The 21,806-nt window shown below is 37.0% G+C and carries 23 protein-coding genes; 5 read left to right on the forward strand and 18 right to left on the reverse strand.

Annotated features, from left to right (window positions below; genetic code table 11):
- Positions 1–26: 26 nt before the first annotated feature.
- The 3 genes from AC3WVA_RS03990 to AC3WVA_RS04000 all read right to left on the reverse strand — a co-directional run bounded on the left by AC3WVA_RS03990 (position 27) and on the right by AC3WVA_RS04000 (position 2,683).
- Positions 27–458, reverse strand: coding sequence for an Rrf2 family transcriptional regulator (locus AC3WVA_RS03990; RefSeq protein WP_000512998.1), 432 nt, complete (start codon positions 456–458; stop codon positions 27–29).
- A gap of 117 nt (positions 459–575) precedes the next feature.
- Positions 576–1,796: an ABC transporter permease gene (locus AC3WVA_RS03995; RefSeq protein WP_492321785.1), complete on the reverse strand. Its 1,221-nt coding sequence runs from the start codon at positions 1,794–1,796 to the stop codon at positions 576–578.
- A gap of 2 nt (positions 1,797–1,798) precedes the next feature.
- Positions 1,799–2,683 (reverse strand): ABC transporter ATP-binding protein, encoded by an 885-nt coding sequence (locus tag AC3WVA_RS04000; RefSeq protein ID WP_195755923.1) that lies wholly within the window; start codon positions 2,681–2,683, stop codon positions 1,799–1,801.
- Between the two features lie 326 nt (positions 2,684–3,009).
- Here AC3WVA_RS04000 and AC3WVA_RS04005 point away from each other — a divergent pair, with 326 nt between their 5' ends.
- Positions 3,010–3,837: a 5'-nucleotidase, lipoprotein e(P4) family gene (locus tag AC3WVA_RS04005; protein WP_048531508.1), complete on the forward strand. Its 828-nt coding sequence runs from the start codon at positions 3,010–3,012 to the stop codon at positions 3,835–3,837.
- A gap of 25 nt (positions 3,838–3,862) precedes the next feature.
- Here the strand turns inward: AC3WVA_RS04005 and motB are convergent, their stop codons facing one another.
- Positions 3,863–4,651 carry a flagellar motor protein MotB gene (gene motB, locus AC3WVA_RS04010; RefSeq protein WP_063224777.1) on the reverse strand — a complete coding sequence of 263 codons (789 nt, stop codon included), beginning with the start codon at positions 4,649–4,651 and terminating at the stop codon, positions 3,863–3,865.
- Positions 4,641–5,435: a flagellar motor stator protein MotA gene (gene motA, locus AC3WVA_RS04015; protein ID WP_195755922.1), complete on the reverse strand. Its 795-nt coding sequence runs from the start codon at positions 5,433–5,435 to the stop codon at positions 4,641–4,643. Before motA ends, motB begins: the two co-directional genes overlap by 11 nt.
- 264 nt (positions 5,436–5,699) lie before the next feature.
- Here motA and AC3WVA_RS04020 point away from each other — a divergent pair, with 264 nt between their 5' ends.
- Entirely contained in the window at positions 5,700–6,479 is a 780-nt protein-coding gene (locus AC3WVA_RS04020) for a M15 family metallopeptidase (protein ID WP_195755921.1), read from the forward strand.
- A gap of 35 nt (positions 6,480–6,514) precedes the next feature.
- On the opposite strand, the gene AC3WVA_RS04025 is transcribed toward AC3WVA_RS04020, so the two are convergent.
- The 4 genes from AC3WVA_RS04025 to sdhC form a co-directional block, all read right to left on the reverse strand.
- On the reverse strand, positions 6,515–6,961 hold the full coding sequence (locus AC3WVA_RS04025; RefSeq protein ID WP_048531515.1) for an acyl-CoA thioesterase: 447 nt from the start codon (positions 6,959–6,961) through the stop codon (positions 6,515–6,517).
- 93 nt (positions 6,962–7,054) lie between these two features.
- The gene (gene sdhB / locus AC3WVA_RS04030) at positions 7,055–7,816 is read right to left on the reverse strand and encodes a succinate dehydrogenase iron-sulfur subunit (RefSeq protein ID WP_048531517.1); all 762 of its coding nucleotides are present in this window, start codon (positions 7,814–7,816) and stop codon (positions 7,055–7,057) included.
- Complete coding sequence (gene sdhA / locus AC3WVA_RS04035) at positions 7,809–9,602, reverse strand: succinate dehydrogenase flavoprotein subunit (protein WP_048531519.1); 1,794 nt, start codon at positions 9,600–9,602, stop codon at positions 7,809–7,811. The genes sdhB and sdhA overlap by 8 nt, the downstream gene beginning before the upstream one ends.
- Before the next feature lie 13 nt (positions 9,603–9,615).
- On the reverse strand, positions 9,616–10,242 hold the full coding sequence (sdhC, locus tag AC3WVA_RS04040) for a succinate dehydrogenase cytochrome B558 (RefSeq protein ID WP_000678354.1): 627 nt from the start codon (positions 10,240–10,242) through the stop codon (positions 9,616–9,618).
- 300 nt (positions 10,243–10,542) lie between these two features.
- Between sdhC and AC3WVA_RS04045 the strand changes: the two genes are divergently transcribed.
- Positions 10,543–10,992, forward strand: coding sequence for a YslB family protein (locus tag AC3WVA_RS04045; protein ID WP_000042224.1), 450 nt, complete (start codon positions 10,543–10,545; stop codon positions 10,990–10,992).
- 114 nt (positions 10,993–11,106) lie between these two features.
- Here AC3WVA_RS04045 and uvrC read toward each other — a convergent pair whose 3' ends face one another.
- The 8 genes from uvrC to AC3WVA_RS04085 form a co-directional block, all read right to left on the reverse strand.
- Positions 11,107–12,891: an excinuclease ABC subunit C gene (gene uvrC, locus AC3WVA_RS04050; protein ID WP_098344603.1), complete on the reverse strand. Its 1,785-nt coding sequence runs from the start codon at positions 12,889–12,891 to the stop codon at positions 11,107–11,109.
- Positions 12,892–13,038: 147 nt separating this feature from the next.
- Positions 13,039–13,353, reverse strand: a complete 315-nt coding sequence (gene trxA, locus AC3WVA_RS04055) for a thioredoxin (protein WP_001018943.1) — start codon at positions 13,351–13,353, stop codon at positions 13,039–13,041.
- A gap of 211 nt (positions 13,354–13,564) precedes the next feature.
- Positions 13,565–14,542, reverse strand: a complete 978-nt coding sequence (etfA, locus tag AC3WVA_RS04060) for an electron transfer flavoprotein subunit alpha (protein WP_000101965.1) — start codon at positions 14,540–14,542, stop codon at positions 13,565–13,567.
- Between the two features lie 36 nt (positions 14,543–14,578).
- On the reverse strand, positions 14,579–15,352 hold the full coding sequence (etfB, locus tag AC3WVA_RS04065; RefSeq protein ID WP_048531528.1) for an electron transfer flavoprotein subunit beta: 774 nt from the start codon (positions 15,350–15,352) through the stop codon (positions 14,579–14,581).
- Between the two features lie 78 nt (positions 15,353–15,430).
- Positions 15,431–16,207 (reverse strand): enoyl-CoA hydratase, encoded by a 777-nt coding sequence (locus AC3WVA_RS04070; protein WP_000911295.1) that lies wholly within the window; start codon positions 16,205–16,207, stop codon positions 15,431–15,433.
- 11 nt (positions 16,208–16,218) lie between these two features.
- Positions 16,219–16,806: a fatty acid metabolism transcriptional regulator FadR gene (gene fadR, locus AC3WVA_RS04075; protein ID WP_000742223.1), complete on the reverse strand. Its 588-nt coding sequence runs from the start codon at positions 16,804–16,806 to the stop codon at positions 16,219–16,221.
- Positions 16,807–16,912: 106 nt separating this feature from the next.
- Complete coding sequence (locus AC3WVA_RS04080; RefSeq protein WP_142320924.1) at positions 16,913–18,598, reverse strand: long-chain-fatty-acid--CoA ligase; 1,686 nt, start codon at positions 18,596–18,598, stop codon at positions 16,913–16,915.
- 190 nt (positions 18,599–18,788) lie between these two features.
- Entirely contained in the window at positions 18,789–19,700 is a 912-nt protein-coding gene (locus AC3WVA_RS04085; protein WP_492321786.1) for a BclA C-terminal domain-containing protein, read from the reverse strand.
- 363 nt (positions 19,701–20,063) lie between these two features.
- Here AC3WVA_RS04085 and AC3WVA_RS04090 point away from each other — a divergent pair, with 363 nt between their 5' ends.
- Positions 20,064–20,567: a DinB family protein gene (locus AC3WVA_RS04090; RefSeq protein ID WP_195755920.1), complete on the forward strand. Its 504-nt coding sequence runs from the start codon at positions 20,064–20,066 to the stop codon at positions 20,565–20,567.
- Between the two features lie 137 nt (positions 20,568–20,704).
- Positions 20,705–21,037: a YfjL-like protein gene (locus AC3WVA_RS04095; RefSeq protein WP_098344600.1), complete on the forward strand. Its 333-nt coding sequence runs from the start codon at positions 20,705–20,707 to the stop codon at positions 21,035–21,037.
- A gap of 62 nt (positions 21,038–21,099) precedes the next feature.
- Here the strand turns inward: AC3WVA_RS04095 and AC3WVA_RS04100 are convergent, their stop codons facing one another.
- Positions 21,100–21,795: an ABC transporter permease gene (locus tag AC3WVA_RS04100; protein WP_098344599.1), complete on the reverse strand. Its 696-nt coding sequence runs from the start codon at positions 21,793–21,795 to the stop codon at positions 21,100–21,102.
- Positions 21,796–21,806 lie beyond the last annotated feature (11 nt).

Below are 21,806 nucleotides of genomic sequence, written 5' to 3' on the forward strand. Positions count from 1 at the left end.
CCCTCATTATGAGGATGCTCGCTTTTTTACTCTTTCATTTTAGACTTTAAATTTGTAACTAGTTGATCTACCGTTACATTTGCAAGTACGTTTTCCATCGCTTCTTGCGCTTGCATTAAAATAATTTCTAATACTGATTGAATATTAGCTCCTACTGGACATTCAATGTTGGGATTTTCATGGAAGGAAAATAGCTGTCCTTCTTCTACAACTTCCACTGCTTTATATACATCAAGTAATGTAATTTCTTCTAAATCACGAGCAAGTGTCGTACCACCTTTACCAGCTTGTACATCAACAAGTCCTGCTCTCTTCAACATTCCTGTAATGCGACGAATCACAACTGGATTTGTATTCACACTACCGGCAATCCATTCAGAGGTACAGCGAGAGTTTCGATCTATCGCAAGTAATGTCAGCATATGAACACCTACTGTAAAACGACTACTAATCCCCATCTGCACACCCTCCTTTGTATTCATTCTATTAAAAGACGACTCTTATTATTATATACTATTTTTAATTTATACATAAAGAAAAAGCATGATTTCAATAGGAAATCATGCTTTTTCTCATTATTGACGCTTTATAAATTTCGCTAAATCTTTAAATTTCACTTTGTCTGAGTAATTCATTACGCCGTTTACGTAAATGCGGCTTGCAAGCATATTGACGATAGCAATAGTCACCAATAAAATGACTAACGTCACAATAATCTCTACAGTGCCAGCTTCTCCAGCTACAAGTCTTGAAAATGTAACCATAGGTGTAAAGAATGGAATATACGAACTAACTACAGCTAATGTACTATTCGGATCAAATAGTGATTTAATACTAATGAAAAATGCTGCTATACCTAACATTGTAATTGGGAACGAAAGAGATTGCACATCCTCAATTTTTGATACAACAGCACCAACCGCTGCATATAACATTGCATATAGTAAGTAGCCCGTAACAAAATATACAACGAACATACTAATTACTACAGCATCCAACTTAGAAAAGTCTAGTGCAAGTCCCACTAAAGATGCATTTTCTAGGTCTACCCAACCTAATAAATATGGTACAAGAAAACCGAAGGAAGCAGTAATAAGTAATAGTAAAGCACTAGAAACAATTGCTAAAATTTTGGCATGTAGCATTGTTAATGGTTTTACTTTCGGAAGCATTAACTCCATAACACGAGACGACTTTTCAGATGCTATCGTCGTCCCAATTGCAGTTCCAAACACAATAATAAACATATATAAAGCAAACGAGAAAACATAGCCAATTCCAAAGGAAGATGCATGATCCTTTACTGCCTCTTGTTTTAACGGAATTTCCATCTGTAACTGTTTTGCTACTTCTGCAGGTACATTATTTCTTTCAATCATTACCGCTGTATACTGTTCCTTCAAATAACTTGCCATAAGTGTGGCCGTTGATTGGCTCGGAAAACCACTATACATATACGTCACTTCTGGAATACCATTCTTTTCTGTAATACGGAATAAACCATCTAAATCCCCATCTTCTACTTGCTTACGTAGCTCATCAAACTTATCCTTATTTTCTACAGTTACTTTAGCAGACGGAAGTAACTTTGTTACATCACCTTCTTGCACTTTATAAGTATCACTTTCTGTTACTACAGCAAATTTATCTTTTCCTTTATCGTTATCAGCTGTGAAATGATTAAAGGCAAAAAGTCCAAACACAACTAAAAATAAAATCGCACTCGTAATTAATGATTTTTTAGATAAAAATGCTTCCCTGAAATAAAATGAAAATACGTGAGAAAATTTACGCATCGTTATTTCGCCCTCTCCACAAAGATTTCGTTTAACGTCGGCTCTAACATTTTAAATTGTCGTAAAGTAATACCTTGTTCTTGTAATTGTTGTAAAATGTTTAGAGCTTCTGCATCATCTTGTACTCGCACATAAAGAAGGCCTTGTTGTTTTTCATACGATACATGTATAGATTCTAATCCCTTCTCATTCTCTTCTGTATCTTCAATCGTTAAATTACGGAAACCATATTCTTTTTTTATATCACGTAATTGGCCTTTTACGACTGCTTCACCTTTTTTCAAAATACATACATGTTGGCAAAAAGCCTCTACTTGTTCCATACGATGACTAGATAAAATAATTGTCTTTCCGCTTTGTACTTGTTCTTCAATAATGCTAGCTAACATCCCCGCATTCACTGGATCCAGTCCGCTAAATGGCTCATCTAAAATGAGAAGTTCAGGATTATGAAGAAGAGCCGCAATTAATTGGATTTTTTGCTGGTTCCCTTTCGAAAGCTCTCCTGCCGTTTTAAATTTATATTCTGGTATTGCTAATCGATCTAACCAGTGATCAATAGCAAGATCTACTTCTTTTTTCGTCATTCCTTCTAATCTACCAAAATATCGTAACTGGTCTACTACTCTACTTTTTGTATATAAACCTCTTTCTTCTGGTAAATATCCTATCGTTACCCCACTAGTCCCAAATGATTTTCCATCCCATGTAATAGAGCCTTCATTAGGCGTTAATAATCCGAGAAGCATTTTGATTGTCGTTGTTTTTCCTGCACCATTTCGGCCAAGTAATCCTAGCACTTCACCTTTTGGTAACGAAATTTGCAAGCCGTTAACTGCTTTTGATTCTCCAAATAGTTTCGTTAAGTTTTGAATTTGTAAACTCAAAGTATAAAGCCTCCCCTTTAGTATCATTCATACTCTCTTTCAAAGACTATGTTTATGCAGGATAAAATATAGCACTGCGCTTTATCCTCTTAATCCATCATTTGTTCTATTTAGTTAAAATTGTAAATAATATCACGTTATTTGTCAATTATAATTGTCATTACGACAATAAAACTTGTCAAAATGATTCTCATCATTTTTTCTCATCTTTCTAATATAGGACATACTACTATATATACAAAAGACAATATGCAAATGTTCATACGAAAAATATTATTTTTCGATATATAATATTAACTGGTTTTCTAACATCAAGGAGGATACATATGAAGATGAAGAGGGGCATTACCACTTTATTATCTGTAGCGGTTCTATCTACATCGCTTGTAGCATGTTCAGGAACACAAGAGAAAACGGTGGCGAAAGAAGAGAAAGTAAAATTAACGGAACAGCAACTAATGGCTGATTTATGGTATCAAACAGCCGGTGAAACGAAAGCACTTTATTACCAAGGGTACAATATCGGTCAATTGAAGCTTGATGCAGCTCTTGCAAAAGGGACAGAGAAAAAGCCTGCTATCGTACTTGATTTAGATGAAACTGTTTTAGATAACAGTCCTCATCAAGCAATGAGCGTAAAGACAGGAAAAGGCTATCCGTATAAATGGGATGACTGGATTAATAAAGCTGAAGCTGAGGCTCTTCCAGGTGCAATTGATTTCTTAAAATATACCGAGTCTAAAGGTGTAGATATTTACTACATCTCAAATCGTAAAACAAACCAACTAGATGCAACAATTAAAAATCTTGAGCGTGTAGGCGCTCCTCAAGCAACGAAAGAACATATATTACTACAAGATCCGAAAGAAAAAGGAAAAGAAACACGCCGTGAACTCGTTTCTCAAACACATGATATCGTCTTATTCTTCGGTGATAACTTATCTGATTTCACTGGTTTTGATGGGAAATCTGTAAAAGACCGTAATCAAGCAGTAGCAGATTCAAAAGCACAATTTGGTGAGAAATTTATTATTTTCCCGAATCCAATGTATGGTGATTGGGAAGGCGCTTTATATGATTATGATTTCAAAAAATCAGATGCTGAAAAAGATAAAATCCGCCATGACAACTTAAAATCATTTGATGCAAAATAAAAGAGGATGGCATTCGCCATCCTCTTTATTTTGCTTTCTCTGTTAAAGGCAAGATAAACACTTCCACACGTCTATTCTTTGCCTTTCCTTCTTGTGTATCGTTTGGAGCAATTGAACGGTATTCTCCGTAACCAATCGCACTAAATTTTTCTGGTTGTAATTCTTTATTTTGGAGTAATACTTGCATAAAATTAACTGCCCGCTGCGTACTTAATTCCCAGTTCGATGCAAACTGTGCATTTGCAATAGGAACATTATCTGTATGTCCCGATACTGTAATTTCACGAGGTGATGCTGAAACAAGTAAGCTAGACATCTCTTTTGCAATCCCTAGTGATTCTAACTTCACATCTGCTTTCCCCGAATCAAACAGTACATTTTCTAATATTGTTACCATTAATCCCTTTTCAGTTAATTTAGTTTGAAAAGAAGATGATAATTGTTTCTCATTAATATATTGATCAATCTTTTTTTGTAATGCTTTCAATTCATCCATTTCTTTTTTTTCATTCGCCCTAGCTTCTTCTTGTTTTTTTGTTTGTTCTGCCTCAAGGCTACTTGCTGATAATTCCTTTTCATCATTTGGCTTCTGATCACTTAAAAATTCTTTGTTACCTGTTCCACCAGCTAATTCACTTCGAAAAGCAACAGCCATCTGTTTAAACTTCGCAGCATCTATACTACTCATTGCGAATAAAACGATGAACAATGCAAATAACAACGTTAACATATCAGAATATGGGATTAACCAAGTTTCATCGATATGTTCATCATGTTTTTTCTTTTTGCCTCTTCTATTTTTCTTACTCCGCATTTTGTTCTGCTCCTTTTTCTAGCTTTTTACGCTCAGTTGCAGAAAGTGAACCTAAAATGCGGTTCTTCATAATAAACGGATATGTACCTTCTTGTAACATTAATAAACAATCAATGATTAAACGTTTTTTCTCGATTTCAGCTGCAGATTTTTGTTTTAACTTATTTGCAAATGGATGCCATAATACATAACCTGAAAAAATACCAAAAATCGTTGCAATAAACGCACCTGAAATAGCATGTCCTAACTTTTCAATATCAGTTAAATTACCAAGCGCAGCTACAAGACCAATAACAGCACCTAAAACCCCTAATGTCGGTGCATACGTACCAGCTTGAGAAAAAATTGCCGCTCCTTTTGCATGCCTTTCTTCAATTGCTTCTAATTCAGCTTCTAAAATCTGTTCTAAATCTTCTGCAGATACGCCATCAATCACAAATTTCATACCACGCAAAAGAAATTCATCTTGAATTTTGTCTAATTGTTGCTCTAAAGACAAAATACCGTATTTTCTACTTTCAGATGTCCAATGAACAAACAATTCTAGCAACTGTTCATAACTTAAATCCTTTTTATTTGAACCAAAAAGAACTTTAAATAATTTTGGAACTCTTTTTAGTTGATTCATCGGAAAGGCTATACATACTGCAGCAAACGTGCCGATAAAAATAATTAATGCTGCGGCAGGATTCAATAAGGCAGTTACGTCAGCGCCCTTGACGACCATCCCTACTACTACCGCTACAAATCCTAAAATAAGTCCAATAATTGTTGCAAAATCCATTCCCATTCACTCCTAGTCTATACAAGAAGTTCTTTATCCTCGATAATCGCTACATCTTCTTATGTATATATATTACATAAAAAATTCATTTCATGAAAGATAAGAAATGAATTATATGAAAAAATACTACATTTTCACACATTTTCTGACATTTTCTTTGCATTTCTATTACGTTACGACTCTTATATTTCTTTTTCAACAAACTAGACTTATAATAAAAACAATACATATTTTATTAAGAAAGGATTGTGATTACAAGGCATCATGAAAAAGATAATTATTATTTCTGCCACTACTATTGTAATCGGTATCACTTCTTTCGCTTACTTTAGTTCTAAATCACCACTACAAAATAATGCGAAAGCTGTCGAAAGTCAACAGCATAGTAACCACCAAAAAGAAGAGATTCCCGCTTTTCCAAAAGCTGATCATAATGCAAAGAAGCTGGACAATGATTTTTCCGTTGTAACAAATCCAGAGTCTAATCTTGTATTAGTAAATAAACATCGAAAACTACCAGACGGATACATACCTGAAGATCTAACAAAACCAAACGTACCATTTACTAGTCCAAAAGATAAAGAAAAAACATTGCTGCGCAAAGATGCTGCAAATGCGCTTGAAGATATGTTTGTAGAGGCAAAGAAAGAAGGACTTGAACTTACAGCTGTATCTGGTTATCGTTCATACAAACGCCAAAAATCATTACATGATACATATGTTAGACGGCAAGGAAAAGCTGAGGCTGATTCAGTAAGTGCCATTCCTGGTACGAGTGAACATCAAACTGGCTTAGCAATGGATATTAGTTCAAAATCTGCTAGATTCCAATTAGAGCCTATTTTTGGAGAGACAGCCGAAGGAAGATGGGTTGCAGAACATGCTCATGAATTTGGCTTTGTCATCCGTTATTTAGAGGATAAAACAGAAACAACAGAATATTCATATGAACCGTGGCATTTACGCTACGTTGGAAATCCATACGCTACATACATATATAAACATCATTTAACATTAGAAGAAGCGATGGAAGACAAAAAATAAGAGAGCAAATTGCTCTCTTATTTTCTTTCACTCTATCATTGTAGTAATTTTTTCTTCCACTCTTCAGGCCACGGTTCGCCTCTACCCGTTTTTTTCGATGCTTGGACCATCATTCCACGACCAACTAAGCAAGCTTCTCCTGCTGCGTTCTTCACCATATAATGCAAATCTAAAGAAGAATTCCCAACCGATCCCGCTTTTACATACACCTTCAACTCTTCATCAAAATATATTTGCTTAATAAAATTACATTGTAAATCCGCAACAACAATCATCGTTTCTGAAGATTCATGCGTCCATTCTTGCATAAATCCAAGTTCTTTAAACAATGCGATACGTGCTTCTTCAAAGTAGGTAAAGGCAACGACATTATTTACATGCCCAAACATATCTACTTCACCAAAACGAACTTTTACAGGATTGTAAAATGAAAAACCACTTTCCCATTGCTCAAAGTCTTCAATATAAGAAATCTTCTTCATTGTTCCCTCTCCTTTTCGCCCTTTTAATATACAGAATAAACAGAAAAATAAAGTTATAAATATTGCCTCTTCAACATGAAGAGGCAACATTTATTAATAGTTATTGTCGCTACCAAAGAAATCTTTGAACGATTGAATTGTTGTATCACGGTTTAATGCCGCAATTGAAGTTGTTAATGGAATACCCTTTGGACATGATTGCACACAGTTTTGAGAGTTACCACAGTTTGCAAGTCCTCCATCGCCCATAATTGCACGTAAGCGATCTGCTTTATGCATTTCACCCGTTGGATGTGAGTTGAATAAACGAGCTTGTGATAACGGTGCTGGTCCGATAAAGTCAGATTTACTATTTACGTTTGGACATGATTCTAAGCAAACACCACATGTCATACATTTTGAAAGCTCATAAGCCCATTGACGTTTCTTCTCCGGCATTCTTGGTCCTGGCCCTAGGTCATACGTACCATCAATTGGAATCCAAGCTTTAACACGTTTTAGAGCATTAAACATGCGACTACGGTCAACTTGTAAGTCACGAACAACTGGGAATGTCTTCATCGGCTTTAAGCGAATTGGTTGTTCTAATTGATCGATAAGCGCTGTACATGATTGACGTGGTTTTCCGTTAATCACCATCGAACATGCGCCACATACTTCCTCTAAACAGTTCATATCCCATGCAATTGGAGTCGTGTCGTTTCCTTTTGAATCAACAGGATTACGACGAATTTCCATAAGTGCCGAAATAATATTCATATTTGGACGATACGGAATTTCAAACTCCTGGTCAAACGCTTGCGCGTCTGGCCCGTCTTGTCTCGTAATGATGAGGCGGATTGTTTTCTCAGACATGTTGTTTATCCCCCTTCTCTTCACCCTTAGCAGCTACATCATGTTTTGAAGAATAGTCACGTTTACGTGGTTTAATTAACGAAACATCCACGTCTTCGTAATGGAATGCTGGTGCATTTCCTTCCCCTTCAAATTTCGCCATCGTAGTTTTTAAGAAGTTTGCATCATCACGATTTGGGAATTCAGGTTTGTAATGCGCCCCGCGGCTCTCATTACGGTTATATGCGCCAATTGTAATAACACGTGCTAACTCAAACATATTTGCAAGTTGGCGTGTAAATGAAGCACCTTGGTTACTCCATCTTGCTGTATCGTTAATGTTAATACGTTTGTAACGAGCCATTAACTCTTCAATTTTTGCATCTGTTTCTAATAACTTTTTATTTTCACGAACTACTGTAACGTTATCTGTCATCCATTCTCCAAGCTCTTTATGAAGAACATACGCATTTTCATTACCATCGAGCGTTAAAATATTGTTAAATTTCTCTGTTTCGATCAATTCATTTTGTTCATACACAGTAGATGAAACAGCATCTGATGATTTAGTAAGACCTTTCATATATTCAATTGCATTTGGTCCTGCTACCATACCACCGTAAATTGCTGATAATAGTGAGTTCGCACCAAGACGGTTACCACCGTGCATAGAATAATCACACTCACCTGCTGCAAATAAACCTGGAATGCTTGTCATCTGCTTATAATCAACCCATAGTCCACCCATAGAATAGTGAACAGCTGGGAAGATTTTCATTGGTAGTTTACGAGGATCATCTCCTGTAAACTTCTCATAGATTTCAATAATTCCACCAAGTTTAATATCTAGTTCTTTCGGATCTTTATGAGAAAGATCTAAGTACACCATGTTTTCACCGTTAATACCTAGTTTTTGCTCTACGCAAACATCAAAGATTTCACGCGTTGCAATATCACGAGGTACAAGGTTTCCGTAAGCCGGATATTTTTCTTCTAAGAAGTACCATGGTTTACCATCTTTATATGTCCAAACACGTCCACCTTCACCACGTGCTGATTCACTCATAAGACGTAATTTATCGTCTCCAGGAATTGCCGTTGGGTGAATTTGAATGAACTCACCGTTTGCATAATATGCGCCTTGTTGATATACAGCAGAAGCTGCTGTACCTGTATTAATAATAGAGTTAGTTGATTTTCCAAAGATGATACCAGGGCCCCCTGTTGCCATAATCACGGCATCAGCTTGGAAACTTTTAATCTCCATAGTCTGTAAGTCTTGTGCAACGATTCCTCGGCACACACCTTCGTCATCAACAACAGCTCGTAAGAAATCCCAACCTTCATATTTCGTTACAAGTCCTGCTACTTCATGACGACGTACTTGCTCATCTAATGCGTATAGTAATTGCTGTCCAGTCGTTGCACCAGCAAATGCTGTACGGTGATGTTGTGTTCCACCAAAACGACGGAAATCAAGAAGTCCTTCTTCCGTACGGTTGAACATAACACCCATACGGTCCATTAAATGGATGATACCAGGTGCTGCTTCACACATTGCTTTAACTGGTGGTTGGTTCGCTAAGAAATCCCCACCATAAATTGTATCGTCAAAGTGGATCCATGGAGAATCCCCTTCACCTTTCGTATTTACGGCACCGTTAATTCCACCTTGGGCACATACAGAATGCGAACGTTTTACTGGTACTAAAGAGAACAGTTCAACATTTACTCCTGCTTCCGCCGCTTTAATCGTTGCCATTAAGCCAGCCAAGCCACCGCCGACTACTATAAGTTTCCCTTTCATGCTCTCCCACTCCTTACTGGTTTGCTAGCTGTGGATCGATGAACGCTAATAATGCACTCACACCTACATAAGATAGACCTAAGAAAATAGCTAATGTTACATAAGTAGAGATTCTTTGTGAACGTGGAGATACTGTAATTCCCCAGCTGATGCAGAATGTCCATAGTCCATTTGCAAAGTGGAAAATTGTTGAAACAACACCAACTAAGTAGAATGCAAACATAGCTGGATTGTTTAAAATATCTGCCATCATATCATAGTTTACCTCTTTACCTAACATTGCTTGAATACGAGTTTCCCAGACATGCCAAGAAATGAAAATCAGCGTAACGATACCTGAAATTCTTTGGAAGACGAACATCCAGTTACGGAAATAACCGTAAGAAACCGCATTGTTCTTAGCTGTAAATGCAATATATAAGCCATATATAGCATGGTACAGTATTGGTAAAAAGATAATGAAAATTTCTAGCGCATACCGGAATGGAAGGAGCTCCATAAAGCCTGCAGCTTTGTTAAAAGCCTCTGCTCCTCGTGTTGCAAAGTTGTTTACAATTAAATGTTGCGTCAAAAAGACACCAACCGGGATGACCCCCATTAATGAGTGCCACTTACGAAACGTATACTCGCGGCCTTTCATGTCCCCATTACCCCCCTTGAGTGATTGACTGCTGTTTTCAGATTAGTTTATGGCAATAATGTTTTTTCACTATTGGCATAAGAAAAACTGAAAAAATTATTCGAAATATTTCAGCATAATTTGATACCAAGTTCATTTTACTCCTATTTTTGTCGAAGCGTCAAGAAAACGTATACATAATTTGCATATAATTTGCCAATTCTTTTTTTCTTCTTATATATTCAGATTTTCCTAAAGAAAAATCTGTTTTTATAAATGAGAAATGTTATATAATAATCCCTATAGAAAGAGGGGAATATTGTGAGTAAAAATACAATCGATACAACATCTTTAGAAGATGTTTCATTGAACGCCTTCGCTTATGAATTGCTACGTGAAGAATTACTACCTGATTTAATCGGTAACGATTTAGATGGTATTTTGTACTGGTCCGGTAGAAATCTTGCAAGAAAATATCCACTAGAAACAATTGAAGAAGTCATTCAGTTCTTTGAAAAAGCTGGCTGGGGCACTTTAAGCATTATTGAACATAAGCGTCGTGAAATGCAGTTCCAACTTAAAGGCACACTCATTGCTGAACGTCAAAAACAAAAAAGACATTCTTCTTATCAATTAGAAGCTGGATTCATCGCTGAACAAATTCAAAAGCAACGAAACGTCGTTGCAGAGTCCTATGAAGAAAAGAAAAAACGTTCAGACTCTATTACATTTCTTGTGAAATGGGATATAAAAGATCTCATTGAAGTGTAGCATTACCTACAGTCAACTAGACATATAAGTTTAGTTGACTTTTTTGTATTTTCATTCAGTTATCTTTATTTTAAATCTTCAGAAATTATACCAGAAAATAGAAGACGTTGTAAACTACAACGTCTTCTTATCCGCTAAATAAGTATAAATCGTCTCTGCGACATTTTTCGGCATACCTGCTTCGACAAATTCTGTTACAGAAGCTTCTTTCATCTTTTTTAGCGACCCAAAATGTTTCAGCAATATCTTTTTTCGTTTATCTCCAATTCCAGGAATATCATCGAGGGCCGATTGAATGACAGATTTTCCGTGTAATTGACGATGGAATGTAATTGCAAATCGATGCACTTCATCTTGAATACGCTGCAATAAATAAAATTCTTGGCTATTTCTCTCCAGCATCACAGGTTCAGGTGGATCTCCAATAATTAAATGGGATGTTTTATGTTTGTCATCTTTTACAAGCCCTGCCATCGGAATGTATAAACCGAGTTCATTTTCTAGAACATCACTTACAGCTGCCAAATGGCCTTTTCCGCCATCAATAATGATTAAGTCTGGTAAAGGTAAACTCTCTTTCAGCGCCCTTGTATAACGACGTCTCACAACTTCTCTCATAGACTCATAATCATCTGGTCCTTGCACCGTTTTAATTTTATATTTCCTATATTCTTTCTTAGCCGGTTTCCCATCAATAAAAGCAATCATTGCCGAAACAGGATTTGTCCCTTGAATATTTGAGTTATCAAACGCTTCAATACGATAAGGTGTTTCAATCCCAAGCTGCTTCCCTAAATTCTCTACCGCTTTAATCGTTCGCTCTTCATCACGTTCAATTAAATAGAATTTTTCCTCAAGAGCAATCTTCGCATTTTTATTTGCCAATTCTACAAGATCTTTTTTCTTACCACGTTTCGGCTGCGTCGCTTCCACTTCTAAAAAGCGCTCTACTAATTCTGAATCGATACTTCCTGGAACGACAATTTCCTTCGGTTTAAAATGACTACTGTTTTCATAAAATTGGCCGATAAACGTTAAAAATCCCTCTTCTGGTTCATCGTAGATTGGAAACATAGAAACATCACGTTCAATTAACTTTCCTTTTCGAACGAAGAAAACTTGAACACACATCCAACCTTTATCAACTGCATAGCCAAATACATCACGATCCACTAAATCACTCATAATCATCTTTTGTTTTTCCATAATCGCATCGATATGCGCAATTTGATCGCGCAACTCTTTTGCACGTTCAAATTCTAGTTTCTCTGAAGCTTCATACATCTTTGTTTCTAATTCTGAACGAACTTCTTTATGTCCACCATTTAAAAACTTAATAATTTCATCTACAATTTCTTTGTTTTGTTCTTCCGTCACTTCTTTCACACAAGGTGCTAAACATTGCCCCATATGATAATATAAACAAACTTTATCAGGCATATTTGAGCACTTACGAAGCGGATACATACGATCTAGCAGTTTTTTCGTTTCATGAGCGGATTGTGCATTCGGATAAGGACCAAAATACTTTCCCTTATCCTTTTTTACATTTCGCGTAATGAGTAATCGCGGCTGTTTCTCAGCTGTAATTTTAATAAAAGGATAAGTTTTATCATCTTTTAATTGAATATTATATTTTGGATCATGTTTTTTTATTAAGTTTAACTCTAAAATAAGAGCCTCTAGATTTGAGGAGGTTACAATATATTCAAAATCTACAATTTCTCCCACTAGCCGAAGTGTTTTCCCATCATGCGAACCAGTAAAGTACGAGCGCACACGATTTTTAAGCACTTTTGCCTTTCCGACATATATAACCGTTCCTTGCTTATCTTTCATTAAATAACAACCAGGTTGATCTGGTAAGATAGCCAATTTTTCCTTTAAATGTTCGTGCACTCGTTACCCTCCATTTCTACATGCTTAGCATTTTTATTTTCACTTGAAAACATACTATGCCAAAACACCCAACATACGTTCTTTTATTGTAACGGAAAGGTGTAAAAAAGGAAAATAAAAAAAGCTACCAAATGGTAGCCCTTTATTTTAGAAGTGTTTAGAAACTAATTCTACTAACGCTTCTTTCGGTTTGTAACCTAACGCTTGATCAACTACTTTACCGTCTTTTAATACGAAAAGAGCTGGAATGCTCATTACTTCGAATTGACGAGCAGTTTCTTGGTTTTCATCCACGTCTACTTTTACTACTTTTACTTTTTCGCCTAGTTCTGCATCAATTTCCTCTAATACAGGAGCGATCATTTTACAAGGTCCACACCAAGGTGCCCAGAAATCTAATAATACAACACCTTCGCTAGTTTCAGCTGCGAAGCTTTGGTCATTTGCGTTTACAATTGCCATTTTATTTCCTCCTTCAAGTATATTCTACCAAGAGTATATCATTAACTTATATACGTGGCGAATAATATGTATCGTTATGTATTGTAACAAAAAAGTGTTCCTTTATACTATATAAAAATACGGATAAAATACTAAAAAGATGAGAGACAGGGGATCTCTCACCTTTTTCTATATATAGGGGTACTTCACTTGGAACTCAAGGGTACTCAAATCATGAATGTACTTTTAACTTTTTAAACTCTTCTGTTAAAAGAGGTACGACTTCAAATAGATCGCCAACAATACCATAGTCAGCTACTTTGAAGATACTTGCTTCTGGGTCTTTATTAATCGCAACGATTATTTTTGAGTTAGACATACCAGCTAAATGCTGAATTGCACCAGAAATACCGCATGCAATGTATAAGTCTGGCGTAACAACTTTACCAGTTTGACCAATTTGTAATGAGTAATCGCAATACTCAGCGTCACAAGCACCACGAGATGCTCCAACAGCGCCGCCTAATACGTCAGCTAACTCTTTTAATGGCTTGAATCCTTCTTCACTCTTCACACCGCGTCCGCCAGCGATAATAACTTTCGCTTCAGAAAGGTCAACACCTTCTGCTGTCTTACGGACGACATCTTGAATGATTGTACGTAGATCTTTCACATCTACTGTAATAGAAGACACATCACCACTGCGAGACTCATCTTTTTCAAGCGTTGCAATGTTATTTGGACGCACTGTCGCAAATAAGATGCCGTCTGTTACAATCTTCTTCTCAAATGCTTTACCAGAGTAAATTGGACGAGTGAAGATAACATTTCCACCTTCAACTTCTAAAGCAGTTACGTCAGAAACTAGACCAGCTTCAAGCTTCGCTGCTAATTTTGGAGATAAATCTTTACCAAGTGCTGTATGTCCAAATACAATACCTTCTGGATTTTCTTCAGCATATACAGCTAAAAACGCTTGTGCATAACCGTCAGATGTATATGATTTTAATTTATCATTTTCAACTGTCACAACGCGATCTGCACCGTAATGAATCAATTCATTTGCAAAAGAGGCAACGCTGTCTCCAACTAGAAGACCTACTACTTCACCGCCTTCTGCAATTGTTTTTGCTGCTGCTACCGCTTCAAACGAAACGTTACGTAGCGATCCATCACGAACTTCACCCATTACTAATACTTTACGAGCCATAGATTTTCCCTCCTGCATATATAATTTCGTATTTTATTAGATTACTTTCGCTTCTGTATGGAGCAACGATACAAGTTCTTTTACTTGATCTTGCAGCTCGCCTTGTAACACTTTTCCTGCATCTTTCTTAGGAGGCAAATAGATTTCAATTGTTTTTGTCTTTGCTTCCACATCATCTTCTTCTAAATCTAAATCATCTAATTCTAATTCTTCTAGTGGCTTTTTCTTCGCCTTCATAATACCTGGAAGCGATGGGTAGCGCGGTTCATTCAAACCTTGCTGTGCTGTTACTAAAACTGGTAATGAAGTTTCAATCACTTCTGTATCACCTTCAACATCACGTTCAATCTTCACGTTTGTACCGTCAATTTCAAGTTTTGTAATTGTCGTTACGTACGGAATATTTAACGCTTCAGCTACACGTGGACCTACTTGTCCAGATGCACCATCAATTGCAACGTTTCCGCCTAAAATTAAATCTACATCTTTATCTTTTAAATATTCAGCAAGCACTTTTGCTGTCGTGAACTGGTCACCATTTTCTACATCATCTTCAATATTAATTAATACCGCTTTATCGCAGCCCATCGCTAACGCCGTACGAAGTTCTTTCTCACTATCTTCGCCACCAACTGTTACGACAGTAACTTCTCCACCTTGTGCGTCTCTTACTTGAATTGCTTCTTCAATTGCATATTCATCGTAAGGGTTGATGATGAATTCCGCTTCGCCATCGTAAATTGCACCGTTTTTAATTACGATTTTTTCTTCTGTATCAAATGTTCGTTTCATGAGTACGTAGATGTTCATTCCATTTACCCCCTTGTTTTTCAGAAAGATTCTATCAATTTTAATTTTCTGTTAATTTATATTAAAAAAATAATTGAACTACCTGCCGCTAAATGAAGGCTTACGTTTTTCTAAAAACGCTGCTACACCTTCTCTTCCATCTTCACTCGTAAATACTTCACCAAAAATTTGAGCTTCGCGTTGTACACCTTCATAATAATGAGACGATTTCGTCGTTTGCAATAACTCTAGTACAGCACGAGTCGTCGCTGGGCTTTTTCCAGCAATCTGTTTTGCAACTTTAAGCGTATCATCTAAAAATGTTTCTTCAGCAAAAACTCCGTTAACTAGTCCCCATTTTAATGCTTCTGCACCAGTAATCGGTGTACTTGTTAACATCATTTCACAAGCTTTCGCTTTCCCAACATAACGCGGTAATCGCTGTGTACCTGCAAATCCAGGAATTAATCCAAGTGTTAATTCAGGTAAACCAAGTTTTGCACTTTCAGTTGCAAAGCGCATGTGGCAAGACATAGCAAACTCAAGGCCGCCGCCAAGTGCCGCTCCATGAATTGCCGCGATAACTGGTTTTGAACATTTTTCAACGCGCTCAAACGTAACTTGTCCAAGCTGCGCTAATTCAGTCGCTTGCTTCGCTTCAGTAACAGATGTAAATTCTTTAATATCTGCTCCCGCCGAGAAGAAGCGCCCTTCACCGTGAATAACGACAACACGAATGTTATCATCCTTCTCCACTTGATCAATTAATTCAGTAACGTCATGCATAACTTGTGAAGACATCGCGTTGGCTGGCGCATGATTTAACGTCGCCACCGCGATATGATCTTCAACTCTTACAGATAGGAATTTCAACATGATCCCTCCCATTATTGACGATAACCACAAGCTGCAATAAGTAGCCCGTGTACCGTTTTTGAAAGTGCGACCAGATCATACTTATGATCGCTCATTACCCAATTGGTCACAACTTCATCTACTGTTCCAAAGATCATTTGTCTTGCCACGCGAACATTTAAATCCGCTTGGAATTCACCTTGCTTTATACCTGTCTCTAAAATCTCATCCATAACTTGTAAGTAGCCTTTTAATACTTCATTTATTTTCAGGCGTAAGTCTTGATTGGACTGTCTTAGCTCTAATTGCGTAACGATAGCAAGAGGATCATTTTGCGACAACAGTAAGAAGTGCGTTTCTACCAACATGAATAACTTCGATACAGCGCTTTCAATTCCTGCTGTTTTTTGACGAATTGTTTCGACAAATTCTCCCATCTTCTCTTGGAATAAGGATATTAATATATCTTCTTTATTTTTAAAATATAAATAAATCGTGCCATCAGCTACCCCAGCTTGCTTTGCTATTTTAGAAACTTGCGCTTGGTGGTACCCATTCTCCGCAATCACAATGACTGCCGCATCAATAATTTGATTGTATTTCGGTCTATTTTTCTTCACTTTACTGTCCCCTTCAAGAAGATGACTGAATGAATAGTCATTCATATTCTTATAATACTGACTATTTAGAAAAGTGTCAATCCTATTTTTTCAAAAAGAAAGGGCCTTAGCCCGTTTGCTCATCCTCACTCTTTCTTTTCTCTTCATCTATTAAGACACGACGTAAAATTTTCCCGACTGTCGTTTTCGGCAGTTCATCTCTAAACTCATATACTTTCGGCACTTTATAGGCAGCTAAATATTTACGCGCAAACTGATTTAATTCTTCCTCAGAGCACTCCGCACCTTCTTTTAACACAACAAATGCTTTAACTGTCTCTCCCCGGTACGGATCGGGAACACCAATCGTCACTACTTCTTGCACTTTTTCATGCTCATATAATACCTCTTCTACTTCACGAGGATATACATTAAATCCACTCGCAACAATCATATCTTTCTTACGATCTTTCACATAGAAGAAGCCATCTTCATCCATGTAACCAACATCCCCTGTATGGAGCCATCCATCTTGTAATACAGCGGCTGTTTCTTCTGGCTTATTCCAGTACCCTTTCATAATTTGAGGACCTTTTACTACAATTTCACCAATTTCTCCTGGTGGTAATGGCTCTCCAGTTTCAAGAGACATAATCATTGCTTCTGTATCTGGCCATGGAACCCCAATGCTACCTGGCACTCGCTTTTCCCATAAAAAATTACTATGTGTAACCGGAGATGATTCTGTTAAACCATATCCCTCTACTAATTTACCACCTGTAACTGTTTCAAAATTTTCCTGTACTTCTACTGGCAGTGGTGCTGAGCCACTAATACAAGCACGAATAGACGAAATATCGTATCCTTTTAAAAGCGGGCTATTTAAAAGAGCAATATAAATAGTTGGTGCCCCTGGAAACAATGTCACTTTATGCTTCTTAATCGCTTCAAAAACCATTTTCATATCAAACTTTGGAATAAGAACCATTTTGTATCCTTGCATAACACTCAAATTCATAACAGCCGTCATACCGTACACGTGGAAAAATGGAAGAACCCCAAGAACGACTTCTTCTCCTTCTTTACAATTATATAACCAATGAATCCCCATCAACGTGTTGGATACGAGGTTTTTATGCGTTAACATAACGCCTTTCGGAAATCCAGTTGTTCCTCCTGTATACTGTAAAAGAGCTAAATCATTTTCTGGATCACACGGCACTTCAACATCCGTATTCACTTCTTTTTCTACTGAATTCCAAAGGTGAATCGTTTCACTCTCTGATACTTTCACAACTAAATTCGACTGTTTTTTCTGCACGAATGGATACAATAGATTTTTAGGAAATGGTAAAAAGTCAGCAATACGAGTTACGATAATATGCTCAATTTTTGTAGCAGATTGAACATTCGTTACTCTTGGAAATACTAAATCGAGACAAAGAATTACTTTTGCTCCCGAATCATGCAGCTGGTATTCTAATTCTCTTTCTGTATACAGTGGATTTGTTTGTACTACGATACCTCCCGCAAGTAATGTACCGTAATAACCAATTACAGCCTGCGGACAATTCGGCAACATAATAGCAACTCGATCACCTTTTTCCACACCGAGCTTTTGAAGATAATTTGCAAACCTCTTCACCTTATCATGGAAGTCCGAAAATGTAATATCCTTCCCCAAAAAGTGAAGCGCTTTCTTTTCTGGATAGCGATAAGCCATCTGTTCTACATATCTATGAAGCGGCTGAATATCATAAGAAATCGTACTTGGAATTTCCTCTGGATAACTTTTCAACCATGGTTTTTCCACCTTCATTCCCCCTTCAAATACATAAAAAATAAATGAATGTTCATTCATGATGGTTGGTTTCATTATATTATAGTCGCCATAACGTTACAATCATAATATTCTGACTTTTATATAACTATGCTTCACTCCATTAACTTCTTATTATATGTACAAACTCTCCTAATCTATAAAAAAATAAGAGAGTTATTATTTAGCTTAATCTTATTATCGTTAACACAGCTCCTGGTGTAGTTGTTGATAATGTTGCGACAGCTAACAAACCAAATAGTTGCAAACTAATAGCATCTCCTGCTGCGAGAGTTGTAATGATTGTTGCGCTAAATGATGTAGTTGCTAATGCAGGAGAATTGATCGTCCCAGCAAGTGGTGCTCCATTAATTGTAATCCGTGAACTGACCAATAATGAAGCTGTTATATTAATCGAATATGAAATATAATAATTTCCAGCATTTGCAACTGTAAATACTGTATTCCCACCAGAAACAGTAATTCCAGGACCGATGTTTTGATTATTTGGAAGTGGGACATTCGTTCCACCGAGAAGTACCGATATCGCTGTTCCCGACGTATTATTTGCAAATGCATACGTCGCTGTGATACTTGTACCTGTTATTCCTGTTGGACCGGTTGAGCCTGTTGCCCCTGTCGCTCCCGTTGGACCTGTTACTCCTGTTGCTCCGGTTGCTCCCGTTATTCCTGTTGCTCCGGTTGGACCCGTCGCTCCTGTTGCCCCTGTTGGACCCGTTGCTCCTGTTATTCCTGTCGCTCCCGTTGGACCCGTTGCTCCTGTTATTCCTGTTGCTCCGGTTGCTCCCGTTATTCCTGTCGCTCCCGTTGGACCCGTTGCTCCTGTTATTCCTGTCGATCCTGTTGGGCCTGTTACTCCCGTTGCCCCTGTTATTCCCGTTGCCCCGGTTGGGCCTGTTGCTCCCGTTATTCCCGTCGATCCTGTTGGGCCTGTTGCTCCCGTTGCTCCCGTCGGACCTGTTGGACCTAGCTTAGGCACTGTCCCATCGCAACTAAAACAACATGAATCAACATGTACACCATTTTGATTATTACACCCACAATATCCATTTATATTATTGCTCCATGAATACATGCTGATCCCTTCCTTCAAATTCAATCTTTTAAGTATAAGCAACACATAAAAAAACACCTATAAATAACATAGAACAACTTTACTCCGTACATTCTACTAATTATTACATGTGATTCTCACTCCTTTTGCTTGTACTTTCGCCTTCTTGCTCAAACGAAATTCTTTTTCTTAATAAAACAGCTTGATGTTCTCGTACTTGGAGCACCTTATTTATTATAGTTGATGAGGGAGAGTGGGAAGAAAATTAAAAAAAGAAGAGGCTTCTTGTTAGAAGTCTTCTTTTTTTATTCGTTCTTATAGGCCAAAAGGAAACTATCTTTTTTTCACGAATGTAATCTATGAACATAACTAGGGGGGATAACTATGTATCAAACTATTGAAGGCTTCTTGCAATCATGGACATACGAGGCTGAATCTACTCAAAAGATGCTCGATGCATTAACCGACGAATCTTTGTCACAAGAAATTGCACCTGGGCACTGGACGTTAGGCAGAGTTGCTTGGCATATCGTGACGGCAATTCCAGTTATACTATCTGGCACAAGGCTTAAGTTTGAAGGAGAAACGAAAGATTATCCTGTACCAACTTCTGCAACAACAATTGCTGATCAATATCGTAAAGTCAACGCAGCTTTTGTTGATGCGCTTCAAGTCGAATGGACTGATAAAGACTTGGCTACTATTAATAACTTCTTTGGTCGTCCTATGCCGAATTCTATATTTTTAATGACACTCATTAATCATCAAAATCACCACCGCGGACAAATGACTGTTTTAATGCGCCAAGCTGGCTTAACCGTCCCTGGCGTATATGGTCCTGCAAAAGAAGAATGGGCTGCGGCCGGAATGGAAGCTCCTAAAATGTAACTACAAAAAAAGACAAGGTGTTTACACATCTTGTCTTTTTCTGTAACTTGTTTCATGTGAAACTATTTTTGCTAAATGGTTGTTTTATGGAAAAAATACGTTAAAATGAATACATATTATGAAGAGGAGCAACCAAATTGAATACAAAAAACAGAAAAATAGTTATGGGAACTATTTTGCTAACTGCTATCATTGGAGTTATTAGCGTATCTCTTTATTTCACAAATTATGGTACCCCTTGGGGGAAACAAACAGCAGTTACGGAATCAAAAGAATATATTACAAAATATTTTAATCTAGATGCAGAAGTCAAAAATACTTCTTACGATGCTAAAATGAATAGCTATGCAATCTCCTTTGAAACAAGTACCGACGGAGAGTTTACTATCGAATATAAAAGCCAAAATAACTTTAACATTTCTCCAGGAGTGCAAGATTATTTAAGTAAACACTCTAAATTTACAGAGTAGTAACGAAGCATACATATACAAAAAGAGTTGGTGTAACGCCAACTCTTTTTTACGTATTCTTATCATACAGTTACATCTTCCTTCTCTATATTTTTAATTCCGTAATATGCAATCACAACTCCAATTGCTGCAAGTGCTAGTTGAAGTGGAAGAAAAGTTGCTGTAGAAAACATAGGAGTGTTATTAATTGCAATTGATACAACGATAAGAGATGAAACAATTGTAGTTGGCACTGAACGTTTACGCATTCCGAAATATAATGGGATTAAACTCATTCCCGCAGTCGCAATAGCTAAAGGAACCAGTTTTATACCTTCTTGCATTAATTGATCTACTGTAAATGGATTAGGAATAATTGAAAAATAGCTATCTATCCCATAGAAAATTCCTACTACTAAAATGTTAGATAAAATAACTGTTAGAAATGTTAATGTTGCTGTAATGGCCAACTTACTACTCATCATTTTTCTCCGATTAATAGGATAAGAAAACATAAGTAGTATTGTTTTATTTTTATATTCACTAATTATTAACCTTGCGATTAACACACTACCAAAAATAATAAATGTTGCCCTTACTAATGTACTAGCCATTAATAAAATCATCTGCGGATCTCTTATTTCTGGATCTCCTTCTATTTGAGAAACAATGCTAACAAAGATCAACAATGCCAGTATAGCGATATTCGCAATAATCGCTCCTCTCACATACCATCCAATCTTAAACTTTTTCAATTCTAGCTTCATTAAACGTAGCATAATAGTCCTCC

Source organism: Bacillus sp. EB106-04-02-XG92, from assembly GCF_058791995.1.